We start from the raw sequence: 24,903 nt of genomic DNA, 5'->3' as shown, positions 1-24,903 counted from the left end.
GTCCCGTAACATCCGTTTAGAATCCCCGCGCATTCACGCCGGGGAGTAGTCAATACCCGTGTAGTGGTGGCTTAAAGCTGGTCGAGCTTTTTCTTCAAGTCTTCTAATTCCGCATCCACTGCTTCTGTCGAGGCTTTAGAAGGAGTTTCAGGGCTGACTGTACCCGGTAATTGCGCTTGATTTTGGGGGGTTCCACCCAGAAGTTGAGCTTTCATCGCTGCCAGTTCGTCATCCACATCACTCCCCGATTCCAGCATCGCAAACTGAGCCTCTAAGCTGCTGCCTGCCAACTCAGCCGCTGCCTGAGATCGAGCTTCCATCTGCAGTACCTTTTCTTCCATGCGGTCAAAGGCGGCCATCGCACTGCCCGTACTCATATTGCCAACCACCCTTTGCAACTGCTCGTTAGCTTTGGCAGCACTGGCCCGTGCCTTGAGCATATCTTTCTTAGTCTTCGCTTCAGAAATTTTACCCTCCAACGCAATCAGGTTACGTTTCAGGGTATCAACCATTGTATTTTGTTGTTCCAGTTGGGTTTGCAAAGCTGCTGCTGTCTCGGAATGAGTCTTTTTGCGAACCAGGGCTTCCCGTGCGAGATTCTCATCGCCTTTCTGCAAGGCCAGTTGTGCCCGTTGCTGCCAGTTGTTCGCTTCGGTCTGGGCCTGGTTGTATTGTTGCTGGGTGCGCTTCTGGCTGGCGATCGCGCTGGCTACGGCCTGACGCATTTGCACCAGGTCTTCCTGCATGTCAATAATCGTTTGGTCCAAAATCTTTTCGGGGTCTTCAGCCTTACTAACCAGATCATTGAGGTTAGCTCGGACAACCCGACTCACACGGTCAAACAATCCCATGACTCGCTTTCCTTAATTTCAAAGACGCATTATGTCCAGTTTAGAAACTTCAGGGTGCAATCGCCCAATTTCATAAAATTTTTTTAGGCAGGCCAGAAGCCAGGAAGCAGCAGTAGCTCTGATTAGTACTACTCAGTTTTGTAAGCTTGCGGCCACTTCTAGCTTGGGACGCAATTGCTCAATGTAATCTGGCCAACCAATAAGAATCGATTGCGTATGAGCCAAAGTCTCAGGGTCGATCGCATCTGGAGAAAAGCGAATCGGCTCACCTTCCAAACTGCAACAGATTAGACCTGCCGCTTTTGCCAGAGCCAATGGTCCGGTTGTATCCCAAAGTTTCACCCGGCCGTTGAAGTAAAGATACAGTCCGGCCCGCCCACATACGACTTCCATCACTTTCAAGCCAAAACTGCCGATCGAATAAAATTGCACTCCCGGAATTTGTTGAGCGATCGCGGCTCCATAGCGGGTCTGATCGCGATGCCCAATCACAATCGGACAAAATTCTGTTGAGGGAGGAGCGGGTTGAATGATAGATAGGGCTTCAGGTGGCCGATCGCCCACGCTTTCAAATACTCCCCAATCCAGACCACCAAAATACATCCGATCTTGGGTGGGGGCATAAATCCACCCTGCCGTGGGTTGATACTTCTCCAGTAAGCCAACCATTACAGCATAGTTCCGCTTACCCCAGATAAAGTCTTCTGTGCCATCCAGCGGATCAATACACCATAGGCGGGAGTAGTCATCATAGAACTGCTGACGCGATCGACTATCTTCCTCAGTAATCACACCATCTGCTGGAAACAGGTTGGAAAAAGCCACTGAAAGCTGTCGATCCAATATTGCATCAATGTTTGTCACATAGTCTTCAGGCCCCTTTTCCACAATTTCAAAGGGGGCGGCGGCCATCTGCTCTGCCTGTAAACCACACTGACGAACAATCTGTTGAATTTGCCGAGCTAATTCTGGAGTAATCCGTTCCATGCCCCTTAGCTTATTACAAAGAGGATAGATTTATCTGTTGTGCTTTCAGGAAATCCAAGCATCTAGATAAACCTGCCCTCTTGAGGATGGCGAATCAAAAAACGGACTAACCAGGGTTGGGTTAGCCCGCTAGTTTGGGAACGCGTGGGAATACTACTTTTGCACCACCAGCTTAACGTTAGCGTTTTGCAAACCAGGGCGCTTAACTTCAGCCAGAGTCTTGTTCACAGCGTACTTCTGGTTGATGGAGTTAATCAGCTCGGTTTGGTTGTGGCGCTTAGCAACACCCCACAGGTCAGCAATCAGGTCAAAGGATCCATCTGCGTTACGAGACCAGCCAAGATCGTATTCGCCTTCCAGAACAGCAACGATGTCAGCGCGAACACGTTGGCCATTGTAGCCACGAACATCAGCTTCGGTCTTCACACTGATGCCCAGATCACGCAGAGAAGACTTCAGGATTTCAGCGTCAGTGATCTTGGTGCGCAGAGTGCTAAAGTGAGACATTTGGGTTTCCTCCTGATAGAGAGTTGAGAACAACGTTTTGAAGTTAGCTGCCAATAACAGTTTGCTATCGGCTTTTTTGTGAGACTGCTAGCATACTGCTAGCCTTTCATCCTGTTGGGAGCAGGAGAAAGCCTTTAGAATTCGAGTCGCTGATATTCAGCAACCGAAGACGCAGCGGGTCTTGCCCGTTGACGTGCCCAATCGCGCAGGGCTGCCACTTGTTCACTCATAGTCTTGGACAAGGGCTGAGTTGCCTTGACCGCTGCAATAATATCGAGCTGGGTAAATTCCCGGTCTTGAGCGAAGGCATCATACATGGCTGCCACCAATGCCTGCTCAATTTCTGCACCAGAGAATCCATCACTTACATTTGCCAACTGATCGAGGTCGAACCGGGATGTATCCCGCTTGCGCTTCGACAGATGGATACGAAAAATATCTTGTCGCTCTTCCGCATTTGGCAAATCGACAAAGAATAACTCATCAAATCGTCCTTTCCGTAGAAATTCTCCTGGCAACCGTTCGACTCGGTTCGCAGTCGCCATCACAAATACGGGAGAAGTTTTTTCTTGCATCCAGGTCAGAAATGAACCAAAGATCCGGCTGGACGTTCCACCATCGGAGTCCGCTGAGCCAGCACTGCCAGCAAAAGCCTTGTCCAACTCATCAATGAAGAGAATGGCTGGGGAGATGGATTCAGCCGTCTTTAGGGCGTTGCGAAGATTAGCTTCAGAGCGACCGACCATAGACCCGTCATACACTCGGCCCATATCCAACCGCAGCAAAGGCAAGCCCCACAGCCGAGACGTGGTTTTGGCAATCAAAGACTTACCACATCCAGGGACACCCAGAATCAGCATCCCTTTGGGTTGGGGTAAGCCATATTCTCTGGCCCGTTCGGTGAAAGCATTAGAGCGTTGCCGCAGCCACCGTTTTAACTCTTCCAGGCCGCCCACCGAATCTATAGTTTCGTCCTCTTCGATGTATTCGAGAATACCATTGCGCCGGATAAGCTGTTTCTTTTCCGATAGAACGATATCTACTTCTGCTTCAGTCAGCCGACCTGCGGTAACCTGAGCCTTACGATAAACTTTTTCTGCTTCATCCCGCGTTAACCCCAGAGCCGCTTTTAGCAACTTTTCACGGGTTTCTGTGGTAATTCGGCGGCTGCGGTTCAGATCAAGCTGCTGAGATAGAACTTGATTCAGTTCAGCCATATCAGGCATAGCAAAGTCGATGACAGCAACGTCTTTTTCCAGTTCAATCGGCACCTGCTGCACTGGAGACATCATAATGATTGCCTTCTGGGTGCCTCTGAAGCTAGCGATTGCATCCCGCAACCACCGAGTCACAGCTGGGGAGTCCACGAAGGGGTGCAAATCTTTGAACACAAACAACCCTGGGTCTCGCTGACGAATTACCCATTCAATCGCGGCCTCCGGGGAGACGGTATTGTGCTGAGTAACATTTCTAGGTTGACCATACTCAACAATCCCATGGGTCACAGTCCAGATAAACATGCGTCGCTGGGGTTTACCTTGTTGGGCGATCGCCGCAATGGCTTGCTCAGCCCGCTCTTCCTCAGAGGTAACTAGATAAATCAGAGGATACTGAGCCCGAATTAAAACGCTGAGTTCTTCTTGCATAACACCAACCCAACTACAGTAATTGCAGATGCCAACCCAACTAGGTTGCCAGGTTATTCATCTCAGTAACGCAACTAAACAAAGAGAGACTCAGAAACTAAATCAAACCAAACCGCTAGACCGCTAGCAGGGAACTAGCTCCCCTTCACCTTGTGAGTCAGCACCGGCTGGCCTCGATTCAATCGGTAGACTTTCTTCAATCAGAACACTCGATTGAGTGCTTAGGGTAACCATTTCACCGTCCCGAAGAACTACATGAGCCGAACAGTTTGGACAACTGTATACCCGATGAACTTGACCATGAGACTCTTCATATTGATCGACAATCTCAGGGTGAGCTAGGTAAAACCCAATCGCTCGCTGAGTAATATCTGTCATCGTCTCAGAATCGATCGCCGCCCTTATCTTTAGCTGTTTATGCAGATCTTGTGGCAGGTACAGCGTTACTTTTTGCTTATCTTCCTTTAACTTGTCTTGCATATTACTCTCAGTCTGTGTACCCGGGTATGGATTACAGCATATCTACCCCCTTTTAAGCTGTCAAGACAGCTAACCGTCTTACCGTCAATATTGTTACTTTTATTTACATTTCGTCTTCTGCCATCCCTACGCAATATCTGGTGGAAGCCTAGGGGCGGTGGTCTGATGCCGCAGTTGGGTCTGAATGAGAGTCTGTAAATCGGCTCGCTGAATTTCTGTACCGATGGTAGTGTTACCAGGAACTTCAAAAAAGATTACGCTGTCTACTGTATCCATTGCTGCCATTTGGAACAGAATGTGCGTTACTGGAAGAGGGAGCGCAATCATTTGAGGGTCTTGCATCGGGTAAGGGCCACTGGATACATCCTTAAGGGTGGGGTAAGCGTAAATAATCTGCTTTTGTATATCAGGGTGCGCTTCGTGACTTAGTAGCGTGACGGCCCAACTCCCGTCCAAGGTTTGTGCAACATAATATTGCAAATGGCGCAGTCGTCCTGCTAGTTCTTTCAATACAGGGGCGATCGCCGCTACCAGCATTGGAGTTGTACCATCCTGGGGTGCGTGATCTATCAGGTCTTTAATTTGGGCATCTAAACTCATGGCGATCGTCCATCTTGGTATTACAAACCTGCTATTTCTAAACCAAGTCCAGCTAGAGAACGGTCGTTTTCCCATCACAGAAAATCCGGTTCTGGACTTGGACAAGGTTTAAGTAGAAAAGTTTAGTGTTGAACTAATTTGCTACAGACGCTGCAAAGCAGCCATTGCCAAAATTGAACAACACCATTGGCTATTTATCATTGTCAACCATTGGATAGTTTTGTTATGGGGGAACTCTGCCAGGACGTGGAGGCAATTTTTCAACTACTGTTGAGCGAACTCAGGCTGGCGACCAATGCCTCTGAGCAAACCTGTCTAGCCGTGGCAGAGCGTTTAGCCAAGGAAGTACTACGCATTTGTGCCGAAAGTAAACGTATTCAAGCTTCTGGAGATACGGAATCCTGGGGCCTAACTTTAGCTAAACATCGCCTTCAGCAATGCGTCCATTATTTTAAGTTGGGTGAGAGAAGTGGACTCACCGATCTAGCCAGTACCCTCAGTGCTGTTGTCTATCGTTATATCACTCCCCCTCAAACGCCATCCAATTATCAAGCTCGCCTGCCACTAATTGCCGACTTTCTCCAGGGGTTTTACGTAGAAGCATTAAATGCGTTTCGCCGAGAAAATCACATGGCGCAGACCTATACTCCCAAAACGCAACTGGAAATTGCAGAGTATCTAGCTTTTACAGAGCGCTACGCCAAACGGCGGATCCCTCTGCCGGGGCACCGAACTCAGCAATTAATTATTTTGCGTGCTCAAACTTTCTCGCAGCAGCAGCCTGTGGAAACGCCAGTAGACATTGAACAAGCTACTGAAGGTATGAACGGAGAAGGAGAATCAGCCTGGAATGCTGCATCAATGCAGCAGGTTCGAGAACAGATGGTGGCCCAAGAAGCCGAGCCAGCAGAGGATACCTTACGTCAGACGGTCATTTCTGAGTTGATTGATTATCTGGATAAGCACAATCAGAGTGACTGTGCTGACTATTTTGTATTACGTCTGCAGGATTTACCAGCCAGCGAGATTGAAACCATCATGGGGTTAACGGCTCGTCAGCGAGATTACCTGCAACAACGCTTTAGATATCATTTAATTCGGTTTGCTCTTTCCCATCGTTGGGAATTAGTTCATCAATGGTTAGAAGCAGATCTAGAGCGCAATTTAGGTCTGACTTCTCAGCAGTGGCAAGCCTTTTTGACCCGACTGACACCTCAACAGCAGCAGTTATTAAACCTGAAACAGCAAAAACACCCTGACGAAAACATTGCTCAAACCCTGGGTTGTACGTTGAACCAACTCCAAAAACTATGGTTCAAACTGCTAGAGTTAGCCTGGGAGATTCGTAATTTAGGAAATTTGTAAGGATTTAGTGTCCGGATGCGAGATGTCTACCCATGAATAGGAATTTGTATTATGAATCGTGACCCAGAGGACATTCAGAAACAGATACTAGCCCTCTTACAAGACTTGTTGCCAATGGCTTCCAGCGTTGACGCTGAAGCAATTAGTCGGTCTTTGGGCGGGACTACATCAGACACGTCTACCTCTTTAGAGCCACCATCCCCATTACCGCCTCGAACCATTAACAATGCATCCTCTGGTTTCTCTGGGTCAAATCGCCCTTCTCAAAAAGAGGCTCTCTTTAAGCTTGGAGATGTACCTGCTGTGCAAGACCGTTATCATGCTCTGTTGAAAAATCGGTTACAAAGTGAGATTGAAAAAAATCCTCCCTTGTTCCCCTGGGAAACCGAACAATACGCCTACGAAACAGATTGGATCTGGAGCCATCAGCTAAAAAATATCCAACTCCCCGTTCAAGTTCCTGGCGATTTATTGGCAAAATTGCTGGAACGTTGCCAGCAACTTGCCCAATCCTCTCTAAAGGAGGGAGCTAAACTAGTACAGGCCGTGGAAGGGTTGTTTCCTGGCCAGCCTGAAGCTCTGAATCATTTGGCTGGTTTGGTAATGACCTCTCCTGTTCGTTCTGGAGCTACAACTGCTCCTCCTGCTGGAGCCAATTTTCCGAGTAGCTATGAAACAGCGGCTCACGCTCAAAAAATGGTGTTGTCGCTGCTGGCTGCCCGTGAAATCTTAAATGCCTTAACTCTGACTGTGAGTCCCTACCGTCCGGTGGCAGAACGCCAGTGGGAAAGTCATTTCGGGACAGTGCGGCTGAAGGCGAGTTATGATGCCCAATCTCCTGCCAGCATTCGCTTACAAGTCGCCCTTCCCTGTGATGGCCAATTGTCATTACAGGATGCTGAGTTTAATTTAGTCGGCCACCGATCGACCGCAGGCTATCTCGGTATGGAATTAGTGGAACCGCAGCTTGGTCAGGCTTATACCTTAAAGGTGGTGCTGTCGGATCAGGCTGAGTCACCCCTAACCTTTACGGTACGTCTGCAAGAGGAATAGTACAACGGGCCTGTGGGGCTGCTGAGTGCAGTGGGTAGGATAGGGAAGTTGGTTTGCTTAATCGGGATTACCCATGTCTAGCTCGTCTGCCCCTGTCTGGTTGCGATCGCTACCTTTGATTAGCCCTCTCTGGGAAAGGCTTGCGTCTCAGCCCCTACCAAAAACAGAGGAATCCATACTGCTGCGGGTGCTGACCCAGGCGATGGTAATTGTGGGGATTATCGCTACCGATGTGGCGGCTGAAACTCAAACGAGTTTATGGGCCATTCCCTTAAGCATCGCAGGAGCTTATTGGAGTTGGTCGCACCGGCATCAGCGTAATATTTCCACCAAGTTTTGCATTGCGATCGGGATGTTAATTGCCCTGGGTGCTTTTTTACTGGGCCTGCGGGAACAACTCAACGATACTCGCCTGGTACTGGCCGAGTTGCTGGTGCAGTTGCTGGTGCTGCATAGCTTCCACATGCCGCGCCGTCAGGATCTGGGTTACTCAATGGTAATTGGACTGATCCTGATTGGAGTGGCTAGTACCTTGAGTCAGACGATGATTTTTGGTCTGGTATTGCTGGCTTTCCTGGTGATCGCCCTACCAGTTCTGGTGCTGGATTATCGTTCGCGGCTGGACTTGAGACAGGTGCGGGGACGATCGCCCTTCCGTCAACCCGGTTTGTCTCCCCGTCGATTAGCCACCTTTTTGGTGATCATTCTGGCGTTGGGGTTAACCATTTTCCTATTTATGCCCCGGCTTCCGGGCTACCAGTTACGCACCTTTCCGGTCAGTTCCCAGGTTAATCAAAGCTTCGAGAATAACCGCCAAATTATTAATCCTGGTTATGTCAGAAATGGCAACCTGGCTGGAAATTCTGAGGCAGGGATCGGACGGGGACAAGCTTCAGGGCCAGGAGAACTGGATAAAACGTTTTATTACGGGTTCAATACCCGGATCAATCAAAATTTGCGGGGTCAAATGCAGCCCAAAGTGGTGCTGCGGGTGCGATCGCAAGCACAAGGATTTTGGCGGGTGCTGGCCTTTGATCGGTATTTGGGCCAGGGATGGGAGATTTCTCGCAATGAGCAAACCCGTACTCTGAATCGACCCGGTTGGTCTTATCAATTCTTCTTACCCCGACCGATCACGATCAACAAAACGAAGGAAGTGATTCAGACCTACACCGTGGTGTCTGAACTACCCAACCTGATTCCAGCCCTCACCCAGCCCAAAGAACTGTTTTTTCCCACCCCTCAAGTGGCTCTGGACACGGAAGGAAGTCTGCGATCGCCTCTGGGCTTGCCAGAAGGACTCACCTATACCGTAATTTCTGAAGTGCCTTATCGCGATCGTACACGCCTGCAAACGGCTTCCAGAAGTTACAACAAAGAGATTCGAGAGGTTTATCTGCAGGTGCCAGATGCAATCCGGGAGCGAGTCCGCAAGCGCACCGAAGAACTCCTGGCCACTTCTCCCCGTCCGATTATCAGTGTGTATGAAAAAGCGTTGTTTTTGACCCAGGCTTTGAAGCAACAGTACTCGGTACAGCCGGATCTGCCCTACCTCAATCCAAAGGAGGATCTGGTCGAAGCATTTCTCTTCAAATACAAAGGGGGCTATCCAGATCACTTTTCTACGACCCTGACCATCATGCTGCGATCGATCGGCATTCCAGCCCGTTTGGTCGCCGGATATGGCTCTGGGGAGTTCAATCCTTTCACTGGGCTGTATGAAGTTAAGAACACCGATGCCTATGCAATGACTGAAGTTTACTTTCCTAAATTTGGGTGGTTTGCCTTCGATCCGCTGCCCGGTCATGAGCTAATTCCGCCTTCGATCGAAGAAGATCAGACCTTCAGCGTGGTGCAGCAGTTTTGGAAGTGGGTGGCAGGCTGGTTGCCTTCTCCGGTTACAGGATTCCTAGGACGATTTTCCGGGACGATGATTGGCTGGATAGTGGGCATTACATCCTGGCTAGTGGGAATGTTCTCTCAAGGCTGGGTGGGACTATTTGCAGCCTTATTAACTGGAGTCGGGTTAGGATTTCTAGGCTGGCTGTCCTGGCGAGGGTGGCGGAGTTGGCGGTATCGGCGCTGGTTGGCAAGTTTGCCCCCCATGGAAAGGCTGTATCGACAAATGCTGGATTGGTTGGCTCAGCAAGGAATTGGCAAACACATGGCCCAAACCCCCCTGGAATACGTTCACCAGATCCGCCTGACCCAACCAACGGAACGCGCTACGCTCGTTGAGCAGATTTCTCAAGCTTATGTGTGCTGGCGTTATGGAGGGAAGACTCCTGATCTTCATGAACTGCATCGCTCCTGGAAGAGCCTAAGAAAATCCTCGTTCAAGCGAACTCGATAACTTAAGAAACTGGTTTTCTAGACGACCTACCCCCCAATAGACGAATCCCTCCAGCGTGCTGGAGGGACTTAACTTGTAATGGTGTGCAAGCTGAAAACATTTGCTCCATTGGTTCTGGAGCAGTTGAATCGAGCATCAAGCAGATTGACTGTCGCTTGCAAATCTCCGGAGCGCGATGGAAACGGGAGCATATCCCCAGAGTTTTGGCTCACCGCTGTGCTTATCTCAATAATCAGTTATGAATTTTCTCTCTAGAAGGTGACAAACAAAATTATTCCAGAACCAGAGTTTCTCTTAGAGGGCGTTTAAAAGTATCTGGTGGTGAAAACCGCGACTACACCCACCCTGTCTGCCGATGCAGACTTAAAAAATTAAGGTTTTCAGTAACCTACATCGGCAGGTTTTCTGCCTATAGTTGCGACTTCAGGCACCAGAGTGACAAAGAGACAGGCTTTTAAAACATCCTCTTAGGCAAGCCTTCAGATTTTTGGCTGGACGTGGTTTAGAAAATATCTGCTGGATCCGCCTCCTGGACTTTACGAACAGCGATCGCGCCTGAAATCACGCACATCACTACTGCCAGAACAAAAACCAGGATGGCGCGATCGATCGTCATAGCTATGGGTAAAGAGGTGGCATTCCGAGTCAGGGTGTACAGTCCCATTGCCAGCAACAAGCCAGGAATATAGCCCAAAACCGATAGAATCACGGCTTCCTGAAATACAACCGAAAGCAGATAAAGGTTACGATAACCCATTGCTTTTAACGTGGCGTATTCTGGTAGGTGATCGGTAATGTCGGTATAGAGAATCTGATACACAATGATAGTACCGACTAGAAAGCCGATCGCTGTGCCCAGGGTGAAGATAAAGCCGATCGCCGTGCTACTGCGCCAGTAATTTTGTTCAAACTCGATGAATTCTTGCTTGGACAAGATTTTGACATCCTGAGTCACGTCCTGCAGGTTTTTCCGCATCTCAGTCAGGATAGCCTGTACGTCTGTGCCTGGTTTCAGTTTCACTACCCCGACATCAATCAATCCTTTTTTCCGCTGATTAAATAGGCGTAAGAAATTCAAATCACTGGTAATGATGTTGCCATCCGCACCGAAAGAAGCTCCCAGGTCAAACAGACCACCCACCGTAACTCGTCGTCCGCCAATTTCGGTTTGTACTGGTTTTCCTTCGCTGTACAACTGAGCGATCGGGCCAAACTCCTCTCGTGACTTGCGATCGAACAGAACCACATCCGGAATTTTAATCGGCGACAGATCAGGAACGAGGTCTTTGGTAAATAAGACTTCTGTTGGATCAAAGCCAATCACCAGAATACTGCGGGTGCGTTGGTTCACCGGATTCTTCCAGAGCGCTAATCCCAGGTAAACCGGATTAATGGATTCCACGTTGGGATAGCCTGCTGCCTGATATAACCGCCGTTGCGAAAAACTCCGCATGGCAATCAAAGCAGTGGATTGAGGGCTGATCATAAAAATATCGCCCTGCATATTCTTGTGCAAATTTACTGCGCTATCAAACAACGCATCCTGAAAACCTAGCTGGATAAACATCAGGATCACCGCAAAGCCAATGCCAGCTAAGGCAATGAGCAGTCGGACTTTCTCACGCTGCAGCTGTAACCAGGCCAGGGGAATCGCAAACATTTTTTAGCCACTTATCCCTTTTTAACTAACTGTTTGTCTGGGGTTGAATTTTTACTTTTACCTGCAGGTTTGTTAAGTCTGCTACGCGGCGGCTATCATCCAGGCGGATTTTCACTTCCACAACACGGGCATCGGTATCCGCTGCTGGGTCAGTATTCAGAACATCTTTTTTGCGAATCAACGCACCAACTTGCTCGACTCTACCGGTAATCTCTCCTGGGAAGGCATCACTGGCAATGGTTGCTTTTTGTCCTGGCCTGACCCGTTGTATGTCGGTTTCATAGACTTCTGCGATCGCATACATCTGGTTCGTATTTCCTACTTCAGCTACCCCATCAGTGCCCACTTGCTCCCCAGGACGGGTGTGAATTTTAATCACCTGGCCATTAATGGGAGAACGAACAACAGAGGTTTCCAAATCTGCTTTGGCGCGTTGCAATTTAGCCAATGCTACATTGACGGCCGCTTTCGCTTGTTGTAGGTCAGTCGGTCTAACTTCCGCCAAACTAGATAATGTCTTCACAGCCTGATCATACTCTCGCTTGGCCTGATCCAGCTCACGTGCAGTTGTTTCGAACTTGAGTTGCCGATTTCTCAACTCCAGTTCCGAAATCGCCCCCGACTTAAACAGGGCCTGATACCTTTGGTATTCCCACTTGGCAGTTTCCAACTCTGATTGGAGTCTGGCGATCGAGGCTCTCCGGGCTTCCACCGTTGCAGCCTGGGCCTCAATATCACCACGTTTTGTGCCTGCCTTGACCTGGGCTAGACGACTCTGGGCTTCCTGAACTCCTGCCTGAGCCTCAACCGCTGCAGCCATGAAGCGATCGTACACATCCAGAACAGCAATCACCTGACCTACTTTCACCTGTGCTCTCTCTGGAACCAGCAGACGGGCTACTCGTGGCGCACCAAAAATGGGAGTCACGGCTCCAGAGGTAGAAGGAGCAGCCACCTTAATCACCTCACCTTCTGGTTCCAGGCGACCCAAGGCAGCAATTTCACCCTCCTGAGAAGTTAGATTGCTGGCAGCCGGAGATGTTGATCCAGATGGACTCTGATTAGTTTGGGACGGACGTAGTGCCAGAAATATACCCAGGCCTGCCAAGGTCAAGGCTGACGCAATCAGTACCGCAATCCAGGCACCAGAAGATTTAAATAACTGTCGCTCGCCCAAGGAGTTCCACCCTCTGTCACATCCAATGTTTACAGTCTTTCTGTCGCGACTCTCTTAAGGAGATTAATCTAAGCCTGATCTAAGTCCAGAACTGTAAGTTTTTCTGATCGGAGAACGACCGCTTTCTAGCTGGACTTGGTTTAGTTAGATGAATCCCAGCCTTTAACAGAAATCTTTCGTTAACGATTGTGACACATATTGGCTGAAGCAAAGGGGAGAACTACCTGTGAGCCATCCGAGTGGTTTTAAAGGTAACGTTGGATCCTTCCTGGGTCTGCTCTAAGACCAGCAGCGGGGTTGGTTTAGCTTTTTGATCCCAATGCATATTAACAATTCGTCCCTGAATGGTGGGTTGCCAGATGCCGTTATCCCCGCTTGGACTGAGGAAGGTTTCAATGCAATCAATAATCTGATTAATGGTAACGGAAGTCGGTTGAGTTGGCAGCTTGAAGATTTTGATTTCAATGCGGAATAACACCCGTTTCGTACCTTTGGGCATATCTCCTGGCTCGTACTCCACATCAAAAATTTCATCAATGTGTCGCCCGGTACTGGCAATTCCAATTTCACCCTGATTACCCTGACCTGGCCGCAAAGCTATGCTGATCTTATCTTTGATCTTCACTTTAATCTGGTTCAGGATGGCGAAGTGGAATAACTCTTCTTCCATCCGAATCCGCAGATAATCCAGGTTGAACTCGCGGGAGTGGATCAGGTCGGGGTTGCGTTCCATCTTCCCGATCGTTTCCACCGCAAATTTCAGTTTCTTCTGGAGTTCTCGGTTTTTAAAGGTTTCAAACTTTAGTTGTTTAGCAATTTTATCGGTAGTTTTTTTGGAAAAAACACCCAGACCGACTAACAGTATCAGCAAGGCACCAGAAGCCAGCAACCAGGGTTGGGTGGGACAGACTTCTAGTGGTTTAGGAGCTTCAACCGTTTTAGAGGTTTTAGGTTTAGCTCCATTATTAGTTGCTTGGGCTAGCAGTGGTTCTGGGATAAAGATAGGCAGGGACATAGAATTTTTCTCGAAGGCTTGTTTCATAATGTAGAGTTCCCAAAATTCAACAGGGGCTGTAATAGATGCACCAGAAGTTCAAAAAAGTAGCTGAACAATTTACGTCTTATTCATATTGTGTCCAACGGGCACGCTCACTCCGAGCATCGACATAACACAGGTAAGGATAGCGAATATAGCGACCCAATCCACCCCTCCACCAGGGATTGAGAGTCCAGTATAGTTGGTTCCCGGTCAACCCATGACAATAGAACACGATCGCCAGGCCCAAGGCATGACGTGAGGCGCGTAAAGGATCCGGCACAGCGGACACATCAGCAGGCTGATACCAGCGCACGATCGTCAGGGGACGACCCAGGCGATCGCGGGCCTGTTGTATCAGTGCAGCCATTTGCACGATGGCTTCTACAAGAGGTTGATTGGTAGGCAGGTAAAGCCCTCCCTGAGTTGCCTCTGCCCAGGTAAAACTGCCACCGGGAAGGATGGCAGCCTGGAGTTGCACGCTGTCTACTGTCCAATCAGCAGGATGGGGCAGCCGAGGCAGAGGTAGGGGTGGAGCCAGGGCATCGGGACTATCGCTATGAGCGGCCTCTACTTGCCGATAGTCTGCCAGCAAGGATTGAATGGTTTGCTCTGGGGAAGCTACGCCATACCAGAGTTGGGCCAGGTAAAGCAAAGCCTCTCGCTGAAGTTCTTTATCCAGATAAAGATCGGGGATGTGATGGATGAATTCTGTAAGACCGCGATCGGTTTGGGTGGTGGCATTTTGTAGGTCGGCAGGTTCTGGAGTTGTGCCACTGAATAAATCAGGATTCACACCCAAAGCGACCAGGGCGGCAGGGCGGCTATCCAACTGGTACCAGTGCCGAAACCCTTCTACTAAAGCGTTCCGCTGGGTTCCCTGTCCCTGATAGCGGTGGGGCAATTTCTGAATAAAGGCTATCACAGCAGCATCCAGAGCCGTGGTGTCTGTTGCTGGATCAATCCCTTGTTGCAAGGCGCAGATCGCCGCTTCTCGTGATTCTACTTGCTGCCAGTATTGCACCAGGCTCAGCAACGCTTCTCGCTGATGGGGATAGCCAACATAAACGGATAATGCTTGGCGCAGAAATTGCAGTAGGGTAGTATCGAGGTTGAAGGGGCTAGAACTGGTTGATTTTGAGTGAGTATCAGATAAAAGCGCGATCGCCCGCTCCCGATCATCCAATCCTAACCAGAGCCGCACAAGTTCCAACAAAGCACTGCGTTGATAGGACAAACCCAGATAATGATTGGCAAATTCCTGGGCTACAGACAGCAAAGCTTGATCGAGATAAATCTGATTTTCTGGTGCTCCTGCGGCCTGTAACTCAGCCAACACCTGCTGACTGTAAGTCTGTTGTAAAGCATTAAAATCACAAAGTTCCAACCGTGCAGGCAGGGGATCAGTAGGCGCAGGAATGTACCCTTTGGCCACGATGCGGAGAAAGCGATCGCTGTAGCGCCCCTATTCCCGGTTCCATAGATCGGGTTCCTGCCACCCTTGGGCAATCAGGGAGTAGGTTAGACTCCGAACTGTGTTTGCCCCAAAGTTGACCTGGCCAATCAAGGAATTAACCTGTTCTGGGGAAATTCGATTGGCAGGTACAATTCCCAATCCTATCTCTCCATCTGGCAAGTGAGGTTCCTGATGTACCTGATGGAGAGCCGCCAGAATTGGTTTGTGAATACCTGCTCGGTGAGCGGCTTTTTGAAATAAATCGCTGCGCTGGTCGGGAGAAAGGAGGGGCATGGGTAGACATCCGCGTACACTTAAAACTTAGAACTCAAAACTTTATCACTCTCAACTCTTCCCCCTCCCTATGCCTCTCTCTTTTCTATCTCAGGTTGATATAGATCATCTGGACACTGTGCGCTTGGTCGCTACGGATATGGATGGGACATTAACGATCGCGGAAAAATTTACCCCGGAAGTATTGCAAGCACTGACAGCGCTGCAGACTACCGGGATTCCAGTGGTGATTGTAACGGGAAGATCGGCTGGATGGGTGAGTGGGTTAGTACATTATTTGCCTGTGGCAGGAGCGCTGTGTGAAAACGGTGGCCTTTTCTATTCCAGTCAAGCAACCTCTTTATTAGTGCCAATTTCCGACTTCAAGCATCACCGTCAGCAATTGGCGGAATTGTTCCAACGATTGCAGGCGGAATTTCCTCAGCTTCAAGAGTCGGACGACAACCGCTTTCGCCTGACAGATTGGACATTTGACGTGCAGGGCTTAACAGACGTGGAACTGCAAAAGATGAGTGATCGCTGCCATCAAGAGAGCTGGGACTTTACCTACAGCACGGTGCAATGTCATCTGAAACGACCAGAGCAAAGTAAAGCGACTGGACTGTTGCAGGTGATTGAACACTATTTTCCCAGCTTAGAACCAAAGCAAGTACTCACAGTCGGAGACAGCCCCAATGACGAAAGCCTGTTTGACTCCAGCCTGTTTCCTCTATCCGTGGGAGTGGCCAATATTAGAAATTACTGCGATCGCCTGAAACACCAGCCTACTTACATCACCACCGCTGCCGAAGGGGAAGGGTTTTGTGAACTGGCTCGAATGTTATGCCTCTCCTCGCACTTGTAAGGTTTTGCAGGAGATGCGATCGGCCAGGATGGCACTTGCCATAGAACCGACGTGAACTTCTAAATGGGCTTCTGAAGGTGCTTCAAACATTAATCTCTGGGCTGGAAAAACGACTCGCTCAAAGTACCAGTTTTGAATGTTGCTAATTCTAATGACCTGAATTTGCCCGGTCTGGTTTGTGTAACAGCACAGGAGTTGGTTATCAGAAGAAGCAGGGAGGGGCGATAGCAATTGATCCATGATTCTATAGAAAGCTGTGTTTATTAAGGATCTTTTTTGTCAACCGTACTTCTATGAGTCTAAAAGTCTTATAGGTACAAAAAAAGTCTAGTCTGATACATCCTAATGTTTATTCTTCATATCTTTTTAACTCTCATAGAGAAAAGATACAAAATTCATTCAGCGGTGTTGCTGTTGCCAATGGAGCCGTTGGCACTGTAGGCATCGCTTTACAATGTGAAATACACTTATCTCTTGCCCTGTCGGTATTGGTCGGATCTATGGCTCTGTCTTCTATTACTCGTGCCCTTGGGCGATCGCCCCTCACCTCGGAACTGCTTACAAAACTGGATCAGCATCGGTGCTTGCAGCTTACGGGGTTAGCTCGGTTGCCAAAAGGATTAGTCAGTTCGACCCTGGCTCAGGCAAAATCCTGTCCTTTGCTAGTCGTAACTGCCACCTTGGAAGAAGCCGGTCGTTGGAGTGCCCAATTAGAAATCATGGGCTGGCAGACTGTCAATTTTTATCCCACCTCAGAGTCTTCACCCTACGAACCCTTTGATCCAGAAGCCGAAATTGCTTGGGGACAGTTACAGGTGCTGGCAGATTTGATTCAAGAAACGGGGATTGGGGAAATCCAAAATCCAAAATCCAAAATCCAAAATTCTTTCGCGATCGTTGCGACTGAACGCGCCCTGCAACCTCACCTGCCGCCTGTTGAACAATTGCGGGCTTACTGTTTAACCCTAACAAAGGGAATGGAACTGAACCTGGGAACGCTGGGGGATGCACTGGCACGGCTGGGCTATGAGCGAGTTTCCCTAGTAGAGACGGAAGGGCAGTGGAGCTGTCGGGGAGACATTGTGGATGTGTTTCCGGTCGCATCGGAGTTGCCTGTACGGTTGGAATTGTTTGGGGATGAATTAGACCAACTGCGGGAATTTGATCCAGCTACACAACGATCGCTGGATCGGATTGATCAGATCACCATTACCCCCACCAGCTTTACGCCTCTGATTCAAGTGGCCTTAACAGGGGCCAAAGCAGAGCAAGTAAAAGCCTACCTATCCCCTGAAGAGCAGGAACTGTTTAAGCAGGGACAGAGCCTGGAAGGTGCGCGTCGATTCCTGGGCCTTGCTTTCGATCGCCCCGCTTCCCTGCTGGATTACCTCCCGGACAATACGCTGGTTGCCATTGATGAACTGGAGCAATGTCAGGCCCACAGCGATCGCTGGTTTGAGCATGTGGAAGAGCACTGGCAGGAATTGGGAATTGGGAATTGGGAATTGGGAATCGGAGATCAAGGAGCGGGGGCTAAGCCGCCACTGGTTATGGGTCATTCGTCCCTGGCAGAGGACAAAGGACACAGGACAAAAGACAAAAAACCCTTCAAAATTCATCGCTCTTTTGCCGATTCTCTGGCGGATGTCGAACGGTTCGCTTGCCTTCACCTCTCCGAACTTGTTGAAACAACTCTCCACTCTCCACTCTTAACTCTTAACTCTCCCATCAACCTTGCCAGCCGTCCCGTTCCCGCGATTCCTCACCAATTTGCTCGATTGGCAGAAACCTTGAGGGAAGAACGCGATCGCAATTTTGCCATCTGGCTCGTGTCGGCGCAGCCTTCGCGATCGGTGGCGCTGTTGCAGGAGCATGATTGCCCGGCTCAATTTGTGCCCAATCCCAAAGATTATCTGGCGATCGACAAATTGCAGGGGCAACATACTCCGGTGGCGGTCAAATACTCCGGACTGGCGGAACTGGAAGGGTTTATTCTACCGACCTTTCGGTTGGTGGTGGTGACCGATCGGGAGTTTTTTGGTCAGCATACTCTGGCGACTCCCAGTTACATTCGCAAACGGCGACGGGCGGCCTCTAAGCAGGTGGATCCCAACAAGTTGCAACCAGGAGACTATGTTGTCCACCGGAATCATGGAATTGGCAAATTCCTGAAGCTGGAAAGTCTGGTGATCAATCACGAAACCCGTGAGTATCTGGTGATCCAGTATGCAGATGGCTTGTTGCGGGTGGCGGCAGATCAGTTAAATTCCCTATCTCGGTTTCGGGCGGTGGGTGAGAAAGCCCCTGAACTTAACAAAATGTCGGGGAAAGCTTGGGAGAAGACCAAGAGCAAAGTCCGCAAGGCGATCAAGAAGGTGGCGGTGGATCTGCTGCAACTGTATGCCCAGCGTGCCCAACAGGTTGGCTTTACCTATCCTGCCGATATGCCCTGGCAGCAAGAGATGGAGGATTCCTTTCCCTACCAGCCCACTCCCGATCAGTTGAAGGCAACTCAGGATGTGAAGCAGGATATGGAGAGCAATCGCCCTATGGATCGATTGGTCTGTGGAGATGTGGGCTTTGGTAAAACTGAGGTTGCCATTCGCGCCATTTTCAAAGCGGTGACGGCAGGCAAACAGGTGGCGTTACTGGCTCCTACGACAATCCTCACCCAGCAGCATTACCATACGCTAAAAGAACGGTTTGCCCCCTATCCGATTCAGGTTGGCTTACTGAACCGCTTCCGCACGGCCCAGGAACGGAAAGATATTCTGCAACGCATGGCAACCGGAGAACTGGATGTGGTTGTAGGGACCCATCAATTGCTGGGGAAAGGAGTGCAGTTCAAAGATCTGGGGCTGCTGGTGGTGGATGAAGAACAACGGTTTGGGGTGAACCAGAAGGAGAAGATTAAATCTCTGCGAACGCAGGTCGATGTACTCACCCTGAGTGCCACTCCCATTCCCCGCACCCTTTACATGGCCCTGTCTGGTGTGCGGGAAATGAGTTTGATTACCACACCGCCACCCTCTCGTCGTCCGATCAAAACTCACCTGGCTCCTTATGACCCGGAAGTGGTGCGATCTGCCATTCGGCAGGAACTCGATCGGGGGGGACAGGTATTTTATGTCGTGCCACGGGTCGAAGGAATTGAAGAAGTCTCGGCCCGAATTCAGGAAATGGTGCCCACAGCCCGGATTGCGATCGCCCACGGTCAGATGCAGGAGGGCGAACTGGAATCCACCATGCTGACTTTTAGTGAAGGGGAGGCAGAAATCCTGGTCTGTACCACTATCATTGAATCCGGCTTGGATATTCCCCGTGTGAATACCATCTTGATTGAAGATGCACAACGCTTTGGCCTGTCCCAGCTTTATCAGTTGCGGGGACGAGTCGGACGGGCAGGAATTCAAGCCCATGCCTGGTTGTTCTACCCCAAAGCCAGCCAGTTGACGGATACGGCACGGCAACGCTTACGGGCGATTCAGGAATTCACCCAACTGGGCTCCGGCTATCAACTGGCAATGCGGGATATGGAAATTCGGGGGGTGGGCAATCTCCTGGGGGCGGAGCAGTCGGGACAGATGGATGCGGTGGGCTTTGATCTGTATGTGGAAATGCTGGAGGAGGCGATTCGAGAAATTCGCGGCCAGGAAATTCCCCAGGTCGAAGATACGCAAATCGATCTCAACCTGACGGCGTTCATTCCTGCCGATTACATCCCAGATCTGGATCAAAAGATGAGCGCCTATCGCACTGTGGCAACGGCCAACTCCAAACAGGAACTGGCTCAGATTGCGGCAGATTGGAGCGATCGCTATGGCCCAATTCCTGTGGCGGCTCAACAACTGTTGCGGGTGATGGAACTGAAACAGGTGGCGAAGAAGTTGGGCTTCTCTCGCATCAAGCCAGACGGCAAGCAGCACGTCGTAATGGAAACTCCGATGGAGGAACCCGCTTGGAATTTGTTGAAGGCCAATCTACCGGAGCATCTCCATTCTCGCTTTGTCTATTCTTCTGGCAAAGTAACTGTGCGGGGTCTGGGAGTCCTCAATGCTGACCAGCAACTGGAAAACCTGATCAACTGGTTAAACAAAATGCAAGGCGCTTTACCAGAACCCGTTTTGGTGTAGAGTCTGCATGGTGAGCACTGAACTATGGATAGGCAGTTAACAATGCAAGCTGGCCCTGGCTTTTTACCGACCTTTCTTTATTACTTCGTCGGCACCACCTTGATTGTGGTGCTTCTAATTCATCAGGGTGTGGGTAACTCCGCTCTTGCAGATGGCGCTGGGAATCCCTTTACTGTAGGTATTCTGTTTGGCCTGCTGGCTCTGGCAGTGTGGGTGCTTATTTTAATCGGCATGAATTGCTCATAATTCCGATCGACAATCAGAAAACTTTTGCTCAGAAGCTGAATACGGTGCTGGCAGAAATGGGCTTCGCTGAAGCAGATCGAGTGGAACAGGTCATGGTGTATGAGCGTCCCATTCCCAGTCGTTTCTTCTCCGGCAAACTTTCTGTCTAGTTAGAGAGGGAAAGCCTTACACTTTCGGGGCGATCGCGGCTTGTGCGATCCTTGCAAAGGCAATTACAGCGTAGCCAGTTAAATAAGTGTCAGTTATATCAATAGGGATAAAACATTCGAACTCATACAATTCTCTTCATTCTGTACCAATATTTTTATCTCCCAAGAAATACCTTCTTCATACCCCTTTGAATTCTAGAATTGCGATGTTGGATTGGGTAATCCAGGCTGTCAGCATATTTTCAGCAGGCAGCGATCGCATCTATTGTTTGAATCGGTATCAATTCTTCTTGATTGGGCGTAAATCTTTGGGAGATTCCGACATCTTAATCAGGCGACTGTCTACCGAGGTTCCCCGCTACCATGAGCATTCCTTATTACCGATCGTCCAGTCTCGAAGAACAACGGTTATACGACCATCTGATCACTTGCCGTAAGGTGGAAGCCCCAGATCAATTACTGGATCGGTTTCAATCCTTGTTTATAGACGGGATTGAGTATCCCGATCCAGAGATTCTCGACACCCTGCATAAGTTGGTCTTGTCCCGTTCCGCAGACGAAGAGTTTAAATTCGTTCTCAACCGCTGCTGCCGGATTTTGATTAACTTCTGGTGGTTTCAGCCCTCCTTCCGTTGGGCGATCGCAGAACTGGTGTATCTCCTGCAGGCGGCTCCCAGAGGGGGAGTTAACCTACCCGCCAATTAGCGACTCAGGCGACTGGTCTATCAGTTTTTGCAAACCGAGGAGTACCAGTCAACTCCAGCGATTAGCCTATGTAGTTGAAGAAGGGGAAGACTTTGACTATCCTGATTACGCCAGAAGTCGCCGCGCTCATCGATTTTTCCAGTCTGAGGGCAGCAGAGAGGGAGCACCCCGATCGCTGCGGAACCTGATCCATCGCTATCCCTATCTCTATCCTTACTGTCTGGGAAGTCACACTAGCGATCACGAATTTGAGACAATTCGACACCTGCAGACGGAGCGGCAACGCAAGTTTGAGCGGGATCTGTCTCGCTACATGACATTCCTGGTACAAAAAACCAATGGTACGGTTCGATCCTCCAGTGTTGAGATCAAAAATCCGACTCTGTTGAGCGATTCTCAGCTAAGGAGAACGGTGAAGCATTTCATTGGCCCAGTGGAAGGCACCTGTACCTATCAGGATCTGGCTCGACGCTTTCAGATCTACAGCAATCAGCAGCAGCCCTATCGAGTCTTTAAGGATTATCTATATGGCTATCTGATTGCTTCTATTGATGCTGCTAAACCGGATTATGGCAAGCACCACTTCAATGGTTGGCTGTACACCCAGCTTAAAAATACCCTGCCTCAAAGCGATACCCAGAATCTGAACAAGTTCCTGGTCACTCGCACCTGCCATCAACTGGTCGATTCATTGATCGCCAATCCGCAGCAGTTCAGCCACCACCTAACCTTTATTGACTTGATTAATAATGTGGGAGCAACTCTGACAGTTGGGCTGCTGCTTAAACTACTGTTACTTTGCACCAGTGTGCGATCGAATTTGGAAAAACGATTTGCCTCACTGTATAAGCACTATGAACCCGTTGCTGATGGTATCGACTGGCTAATTGAATCTTTGGAGAATTTGCAAATTGCTTTCTCGATTCACTTTGGTGAGGTGAAATTCCCCTGTACCAGTCAACTGTAGTTAAGCCAGGGTTTTCGTGATATTTCTGGGGCGATCGACATCCAATCCCCGCAAAACAGCTATATGATAAGCCAGCAGTTGCAGGGGAATCACCATTAATAGGGGTGAAAGTCGATAGTCCAGGTCAGGCAAGATAATTTGCGAGTCAAATAACGATGTTGTTTGAGCGGCCAAATTCTGACTGACCAGGCCGATTGCTGGAGAACCGTGGGCTTTAGCCTTTTCAACCGTAGCCAGCATTACCTCAGAGCTTGAATCATTAGGCACGATCGTAACCACGGGCACCCTGGCATCAAGTAAAGCGATTGGGCCATGCAAAAACTCTCCTCCAGAATATCCTTCCGCATGAAGATAAGTGGTTTCTTTCAGCTTCAAAGCACCTTCCAGCGCGATCGCCCGATTCACACCCCGTCCCAACAAAATGCAATGTTCTGCTGCAACCAACTGCTGAGCTAGATCCTGAATTGTTTTTTCTTGCTCCAGAACTTGCTGCATCAATGCGGGGACTTGTCGCAGGGCTACCAGCAGTTGGGACAAGTTCTCCTCTATTATGGCTCGCCGTTGAACTGCTAAATCCAGCGTTAAACAGAAAAACACTACCAGTTGAGCTGTAAACGTTTTGGTTGCGGCAACTCCAATCTCTGAACCTGCCAGAGTCAACAGGGTGTGATCAACTTCCTGAGTCAAGGTACTTCCAGGCTGGTTGGTGATCCCCAGCCAGGAGGACTGCTGGATATGCCCCGATTGAGCGCGGCGAACTTTTTCTAATCGCAGAGCAGCCAGCGTATCTGCCGTTTCTCCGGATTGAGTGACTGCGATCGTCAAAGTATTTGGAGTCAACGGCCAGGGAGCCTCTTGAAACTCAGACGCCGATCGTACTCGCGTTGGTATTCCAGCCAGTTGCTCCAGCCAATATTGAGCCACCAATCCAGCATGACGACTACTACCACAGGCCAAAATATGAATTTCGCTTTCCTGTTCCCCAATCCTTGCTTGCCAATCCCTAATTCCTACTCCCCCATATCTCTCCAAACACTTGGCAACCACTTCCGGTTGCTGATAAATTTCCTGCAGCATGCAGTGTGGCCAGTTTGAACTCAGTACATCTTTCACCCTGGACTCCTCATTGGCACTGGGTTAAGACAATCGCCTGGTTTCCCAGACTGGCTAAACAATACTCGTGGCTGCAGCAAGCTCCGCAATAGCAATCCCAGCATTTGTAATTCTCCGGGGGCCATTTGGCGGTGCCACTGACCAGGGGTACAAAACAGTAGCTCCACTAAATCACGATGCTGCTCAGAAGATAGGTGCTCAAATTTCAACTGCAGTGTGATTGAGTTAGAGCATGGCTGAATAGTAACAATACTAGTGTTGAGACTCAATCCATCCTGGGAAATGTGGAGCACCACAGAGTCTCCTGGCAACAGTCGATCGATGGCTTCCTCCCTAGGCAAATTTACTTCAGCGTCAATTTCGGAAATCCAGTTCGTTGTGCCTTCAATACAGCGATCGCCCACCTGCAAGTGAATTGAGTAGCAACGGTGGAGAGGGGAGTAGATGGACGGCTTGGGGACATCGAAAAGGCTGAGAATAGCTAACCCCAGTACAATCAGGTTATATCCATTCCAAATCAGCCCTAGCTTGAAATATTCCAGGGTTGCAGGCTTAATGAAATTGTCACCCGGATCGAGCAGATGGTAACCCTCCCATAGAAGGCTAAAGAAAGTAAGGATACTTAGCCCAATCAATGGTGCGGCTAACTTCCACCGAAAAACAACCTTGGTAGAACTGGAGCCTTTGGGAGTAACCTGAAATCCTTTACCGAATGGACGAAACAGAGTTTGTAGTACAGTTGCAGCAATGGGAAAGCAGGTGGCCACAGAGTAGACTTCTAAGGCAAATGCAGCATTAGCCCGATGATTCAGCCAGGAAAGTGTTGATAACTGCACCAGATAGAACGGCAGGAAATAGTAAATCCATTCGTGTAGAGTGCCAAAGAACGGGACGATATCAAAGAACGTGACAGCGATCGGCAGAAATAGAAAGACAATCCGAATCGGGCTATTGAACCATTGAAAAATACCTTCCATGTAAGCAATTCGTTGCCGCCAAGTTAATCCAGGAATAGTTAAAGGATTTTCCTTCAAAAAAAACGCCTGCATGCTGCCCCGGCCCCATCGCTGTCGCTGCAGAATCTGGGATGGTACATCTTCGGGCACTAAACCAGCACTCAAATTTTCGTCTAGATAAACAATTTGATAGCCCAGAGCGCTAATCCGAATGCCGGTATACATATCTTCAGAAACACTGCGAGTCACAAAGCCGCCACCTTCGGCTAACTCATCGAGCCGCACCACAACAGAGCTACCATCACAGGCAGTACTATTTGCTCGA

General features: G+C 49.4%; 23 protein-coding genes and 1 pseudogene. 10 read left to right on the top strand and 14 right to left on the bottom strand.

Going from position 1 to position 24,903, the window contains the following annotated elements; all coding sequences use genetic code 11:
- Positions 1-71: 71 nt before the first annotated feature.
- The 6 genes from ACUVQO_RS15225 to ACUVQO_RS15200 all read right to left on the bottom strand — a co-directional run bounded on the left by ACUVQO_RS15225 (position 72) and on the right by ACUVQO_RS15200 (position 5,071).
- The gene (locus ACUVQO_RS15225) at positions 72-851 is read right to left on the bottom strand and encodes a PspA/IM30 family protein (protein ID WP_445926700.1); all 780 of its coding nucleotides are present in this window, start codon (positions 849-851) and stop codon (positions 72-74) included.
- 132 nt (positions 852-983) lie between these two features.
- The gene (locus tag ACUVQO_RS15220; protein WP_445926699.1) at positions 984-1,838 is read right to left on the bottom strand and encodes a 3'(2'),5'-bisphosphate nucleotidase CysQ family protein; all 855 of its coding nucleotides are present in this window, start codon (positions 1,836-1,838) and stop codon (positions 984-986) included.
- 153 nt (positions 1,839-1,991) lie between these two features.
- Positions 1,992-2,345 carry a DUF1257 domain-containing protein gene (locus ACUVQO_RS15215; protein WP_233743329.1) on the bottom strand — a complete coding sequence of 118 codons (354 nt, stop codon included), beginning with the start codon at positions 2,343-2,345 and terminating at the stop codon, positions 1,992-1,994.
- A gap of 134 nt (positions 2,346-2,479) precedes the next feature.
- Positions 2,480-3,991, bottom strand: coding sequence for a stress-responsive protein Ycf46 (gene ycf46, locus ACUVQO_RS15210; RefSeq protein ID WP_445926698.1), 1,512 nt, complete (start codon positions 3,989-3,991; stop codon positions 2,480-2,482).
- Between the two features lie 123 nt (positions 3,992-4,114).
- Positions 4,115-4,471, bottom strand: a complete 357-nt coding sequence (locus tag ACUVQO_RS15205) for a hypothetical protein (protein WP_445926697.1) — start codon at positions 4,469-4,471, stop codon at positions 4,115-4,117.
- A 126-nt stretch (positions 4,472-4,597) separates the two neighbouring features.
- Positions 4,598-5,071, bottom strand: a complete 474-nt coding sequence (locus ACUVQO_RS15200) for a hypothetical protein (protein WP_445926696.1) — start codon at positions 5,069-5,071, stop codon at positions 4,598-4,600.
- 210 nt (positions 5,072-5,281) lie between these two features.
- Here ACUVQO_RS15200 and hetZ point away from each other — a divergent pair, with 210 nt between their 5' ends.
- The 4 genes and pseudogenes from hetZ to ACUVQO_RS15180 all read left to right on the top strand — a co-directional run.
- Positions 5,282-6,436 (top strand): heterocyst differentiation protein HetZ, encoded by a 1,155-nt coding sequence (hetZ, locus tag ACUVQO_RS15195; protein WP_445926695.1) that lies wholly within the window; start codon positions 5,282-5,284, stop codon positions 6,434-6,436.
- Positions 6,437-6,487: 51 nt separating this feature from the next.
- Positions 6,488-7,489 carry a hypothetical protein gene (locus tag ACUVQO_RS15190; protein WP_445926694.1) on the top strand — a complete coding sequence of 334 codons (1,002 nt, stop codon included), beginning with the start codon at positions 6,488-6,490 and terminating at the stop codon, positions 7,487-7,489.
- 73 nt (positions 7,490-7,562) lie between these two features.
- A complete protein-coding gene (locus ACUVQO_RS15185; RefSeq protein WP_445926693.1) occupies positions 7,563-9,842 on the top strand; it encodes a transglutaminase TgpA family protein in 2,280 nt (759 codons plus the stop codon).
- A gap of 86 nt (positions 9,843-9,928) precedes the next feature.
- Positions 9,929-10,084 (top strand): annotated as a pseudogene (locus tag ACUVQO_RS15180) (ISKra4 family transposase); the annotation flags it as partial.
- A gap of 260 nt (positions 10,085-10,344) precedes the next feature.
- On the opposite strand, the gene devC reads toward ACUVQO_RS15180, so the two are convergent.
- From devC to ACUVQO_RS15155, 5 genes are all read right to left on the bottom strand, one after another.
- Positions 10,345-11,502, bottom strand: a complete 1,158-nt coding sequence (gene devC, locus ACUVQO_RS15175; protein ID WP_445926692.1) for an ABC transporter permease DevC — start codon at positions 11,500-11,502, stop codon at positions 10,345-10,347.
- A gap of 25 nt (positions 11,503-11,527) precedes the next feature.
- Positions 11,528-12,679, bottom strand: a complete 1,152-nt coding sequence (locus tag ACUVQO_RS15170) for an ABC exporter membrane fusion protein (RefSeq protein WP_445926691.1) — start codon at positions 12,677-12,679, stop codon at positions 11,528-11,530.
- Positions 12,680-12,899: 220 nt separating this feature from the next.
- On the bottom strand, positions 12,900-13,721 hold the full coding sequence (locus ACUVQO_RS15165; RefSeq protein ID WP_445926690.1) for a hypothetical protein: 822 nt from the start codon (positions 13,719-13,721) through the stop codon (positions 12,900-12,902).
- Positions 13,722-13,800: 79 nt separating this feature from the next.
- Positions 13,801-15,150 carry a peptidase M15A gene (locus tag ACUVQO_RS15160; RefSeq protein ID WP_445926689.1) on the bottom strand — a complete coding sequence of 450 codons (1,350 nt, stop codon included), beginning with the start codon at positions 15,148-15,150 and terminating at the stop codon, positions 13,801-13,803.
- A 30-nt stretch (positions 15,151-15,180) separates the two neighbouring features.
- Entirely contained in the window at positions 15,181-15,465 is a 285-nt protein-coding gene (locus ACUVQO_RS15155; RefSeq protein WP_445926688.1) for a hypothetical protein, read from the bottom strand.
- 70 nt (positions 15,466-15,535) lie between these two features.
- Here ACUVQO_RS15155 and ACUVQO_RS15150 point away from each other — a divergent pair, with 70 nt between their 5' ends.
- Positions 15,536-16,309, top strand: coding sequence for an HAD family hydrolase (locus ACUVQO_RS15150; RefSeq protein WP_445926687.1), 774 nt, complete (start codon positions 15,536-15,538; stop codon positions 16,307-16,309).
- On the opposite strand, the gene ACUVQO_RS15145 is transcribed toward ACUVQO_RS15150, so the two are convergent.
- Positions 16,286-16,549 (bottom strand): DUF1830 domain-containing protein, encoded by a 264-nt coding sequence (locus ACUVQO_RS15145; RefSeq protein WP_445926686.1) that lies wholly within the window; start codon positions 16,547-16,549, stop codon positions 16,286-16,288. The genes ACUVQO_RS15150 and ACUVQO_RS15145 overlap by 24 nt on opposite strands.
- 260 nt (positions 16,550-16,809) lie before the next feature.
- Between ACUVQO_RS15145 and mfd the strand changes: the two genes are divergently transcribed.
- The 5 genes from mfd to ACUVQO_RS15120 all read left to right on the top strand — a co-directional run bounded on the left by mfd (position 16,810) and on the right by ACUVQO_RS15120 (position 22,509).
- Positions 16,810-20,442 carry a transcription-repair coupling factor gene (gene mfd, locus ACUVQO_RS15140; RefSeq protein ID WP_445926685.1) on the top strand — a complete coding sequence of 1,211 codons (3,633 nt, stop codon included), beginning with the start codon at positions 16,810-16,812 and terminating at the stop codon, positions 20,440-20,442.
- 24 nt (positions 20,443-20,466) lie between these two features.
- Positions 20,467-20,688, top strand: a complete 222-nt coding sequence (locus tag ACUVQO_RS15135) for a hypothetical protein (RefSeq protein ID WP_445926684.1) — start codon at positions 20,467-20,469, stop codon at positions 20,686-20,688.
- Positions 20,679-20,837: a hypothetical protein gene (locus ACUVQO_RS15130; RefSeq protein ID WP_445926683.1), complete on the top strand. Its 159-nt coding sequence runs from the start codon at positions 20,679-20,681 to the stop codon at positions 20,835-20,837. Before ACUVQO_RS15135 ends, ACUVQO_RS15130 begins: the two co-directional genes overlap by 10 nt.
- A 363-nt stretch (positions 20,838-21,200) precedes the next feature.
- Entirely contained in the window at positions 21,201-21,542 is a 342-nt protein-coding gene (locus ACUVQO_RS15125; RefSeq protein WP_445926682.1) for a hypothetical protein, read from the top strand.
- A gap of 313 nt (positions 21,543-21,855) precedes the next feature.
- Positions 21,856-22,509 carry a hypothetical protein gene (locus ACUVQO_RS15120; RefSeq protein WP_445926681.1) on the top strand — a complete coding sequence of 218 codons (654 nt, stop codon included), beginning with the start codon at positions 21,856-21,858 and terminating at the stop codon, positions 22,507-22,509.
- Here the strand turns inward: ACUVQO_RS15120 and ACUVQO_RS15115 are convergent, their stop codons facing one another.
- Positions 22,510-23,622, bottom strand: coding sequence for an isomerizing glutamine--fructose-6-phosphate transaminase (locus tag ACUVQO_RS15115; protein ID WP_445926680.1), 1,113 nt, complete (start codon positions 23,620-23,622; stop codon positions 22,510-22,512).
- The coding region (locus ACUVQO_RS15110) for a glycosyltransferase family 2 protein (RefSeq protein ID WP_445926679.1) at positions 23,619-24,903 on the bottom strand (1,285 nt) is incomplete at its 5' end. The genes ACUVQO_RS15110 and ACUVQO_RS15115, both read right to left, overlap by 4 nt.

The organism is Leptodesmis sp. (assembly GCF_052746595.1).
Note: the sequence above shows the minus strand (reverse complement) of the source record. Positions and strands in the feature narration are given on the sequence as shown.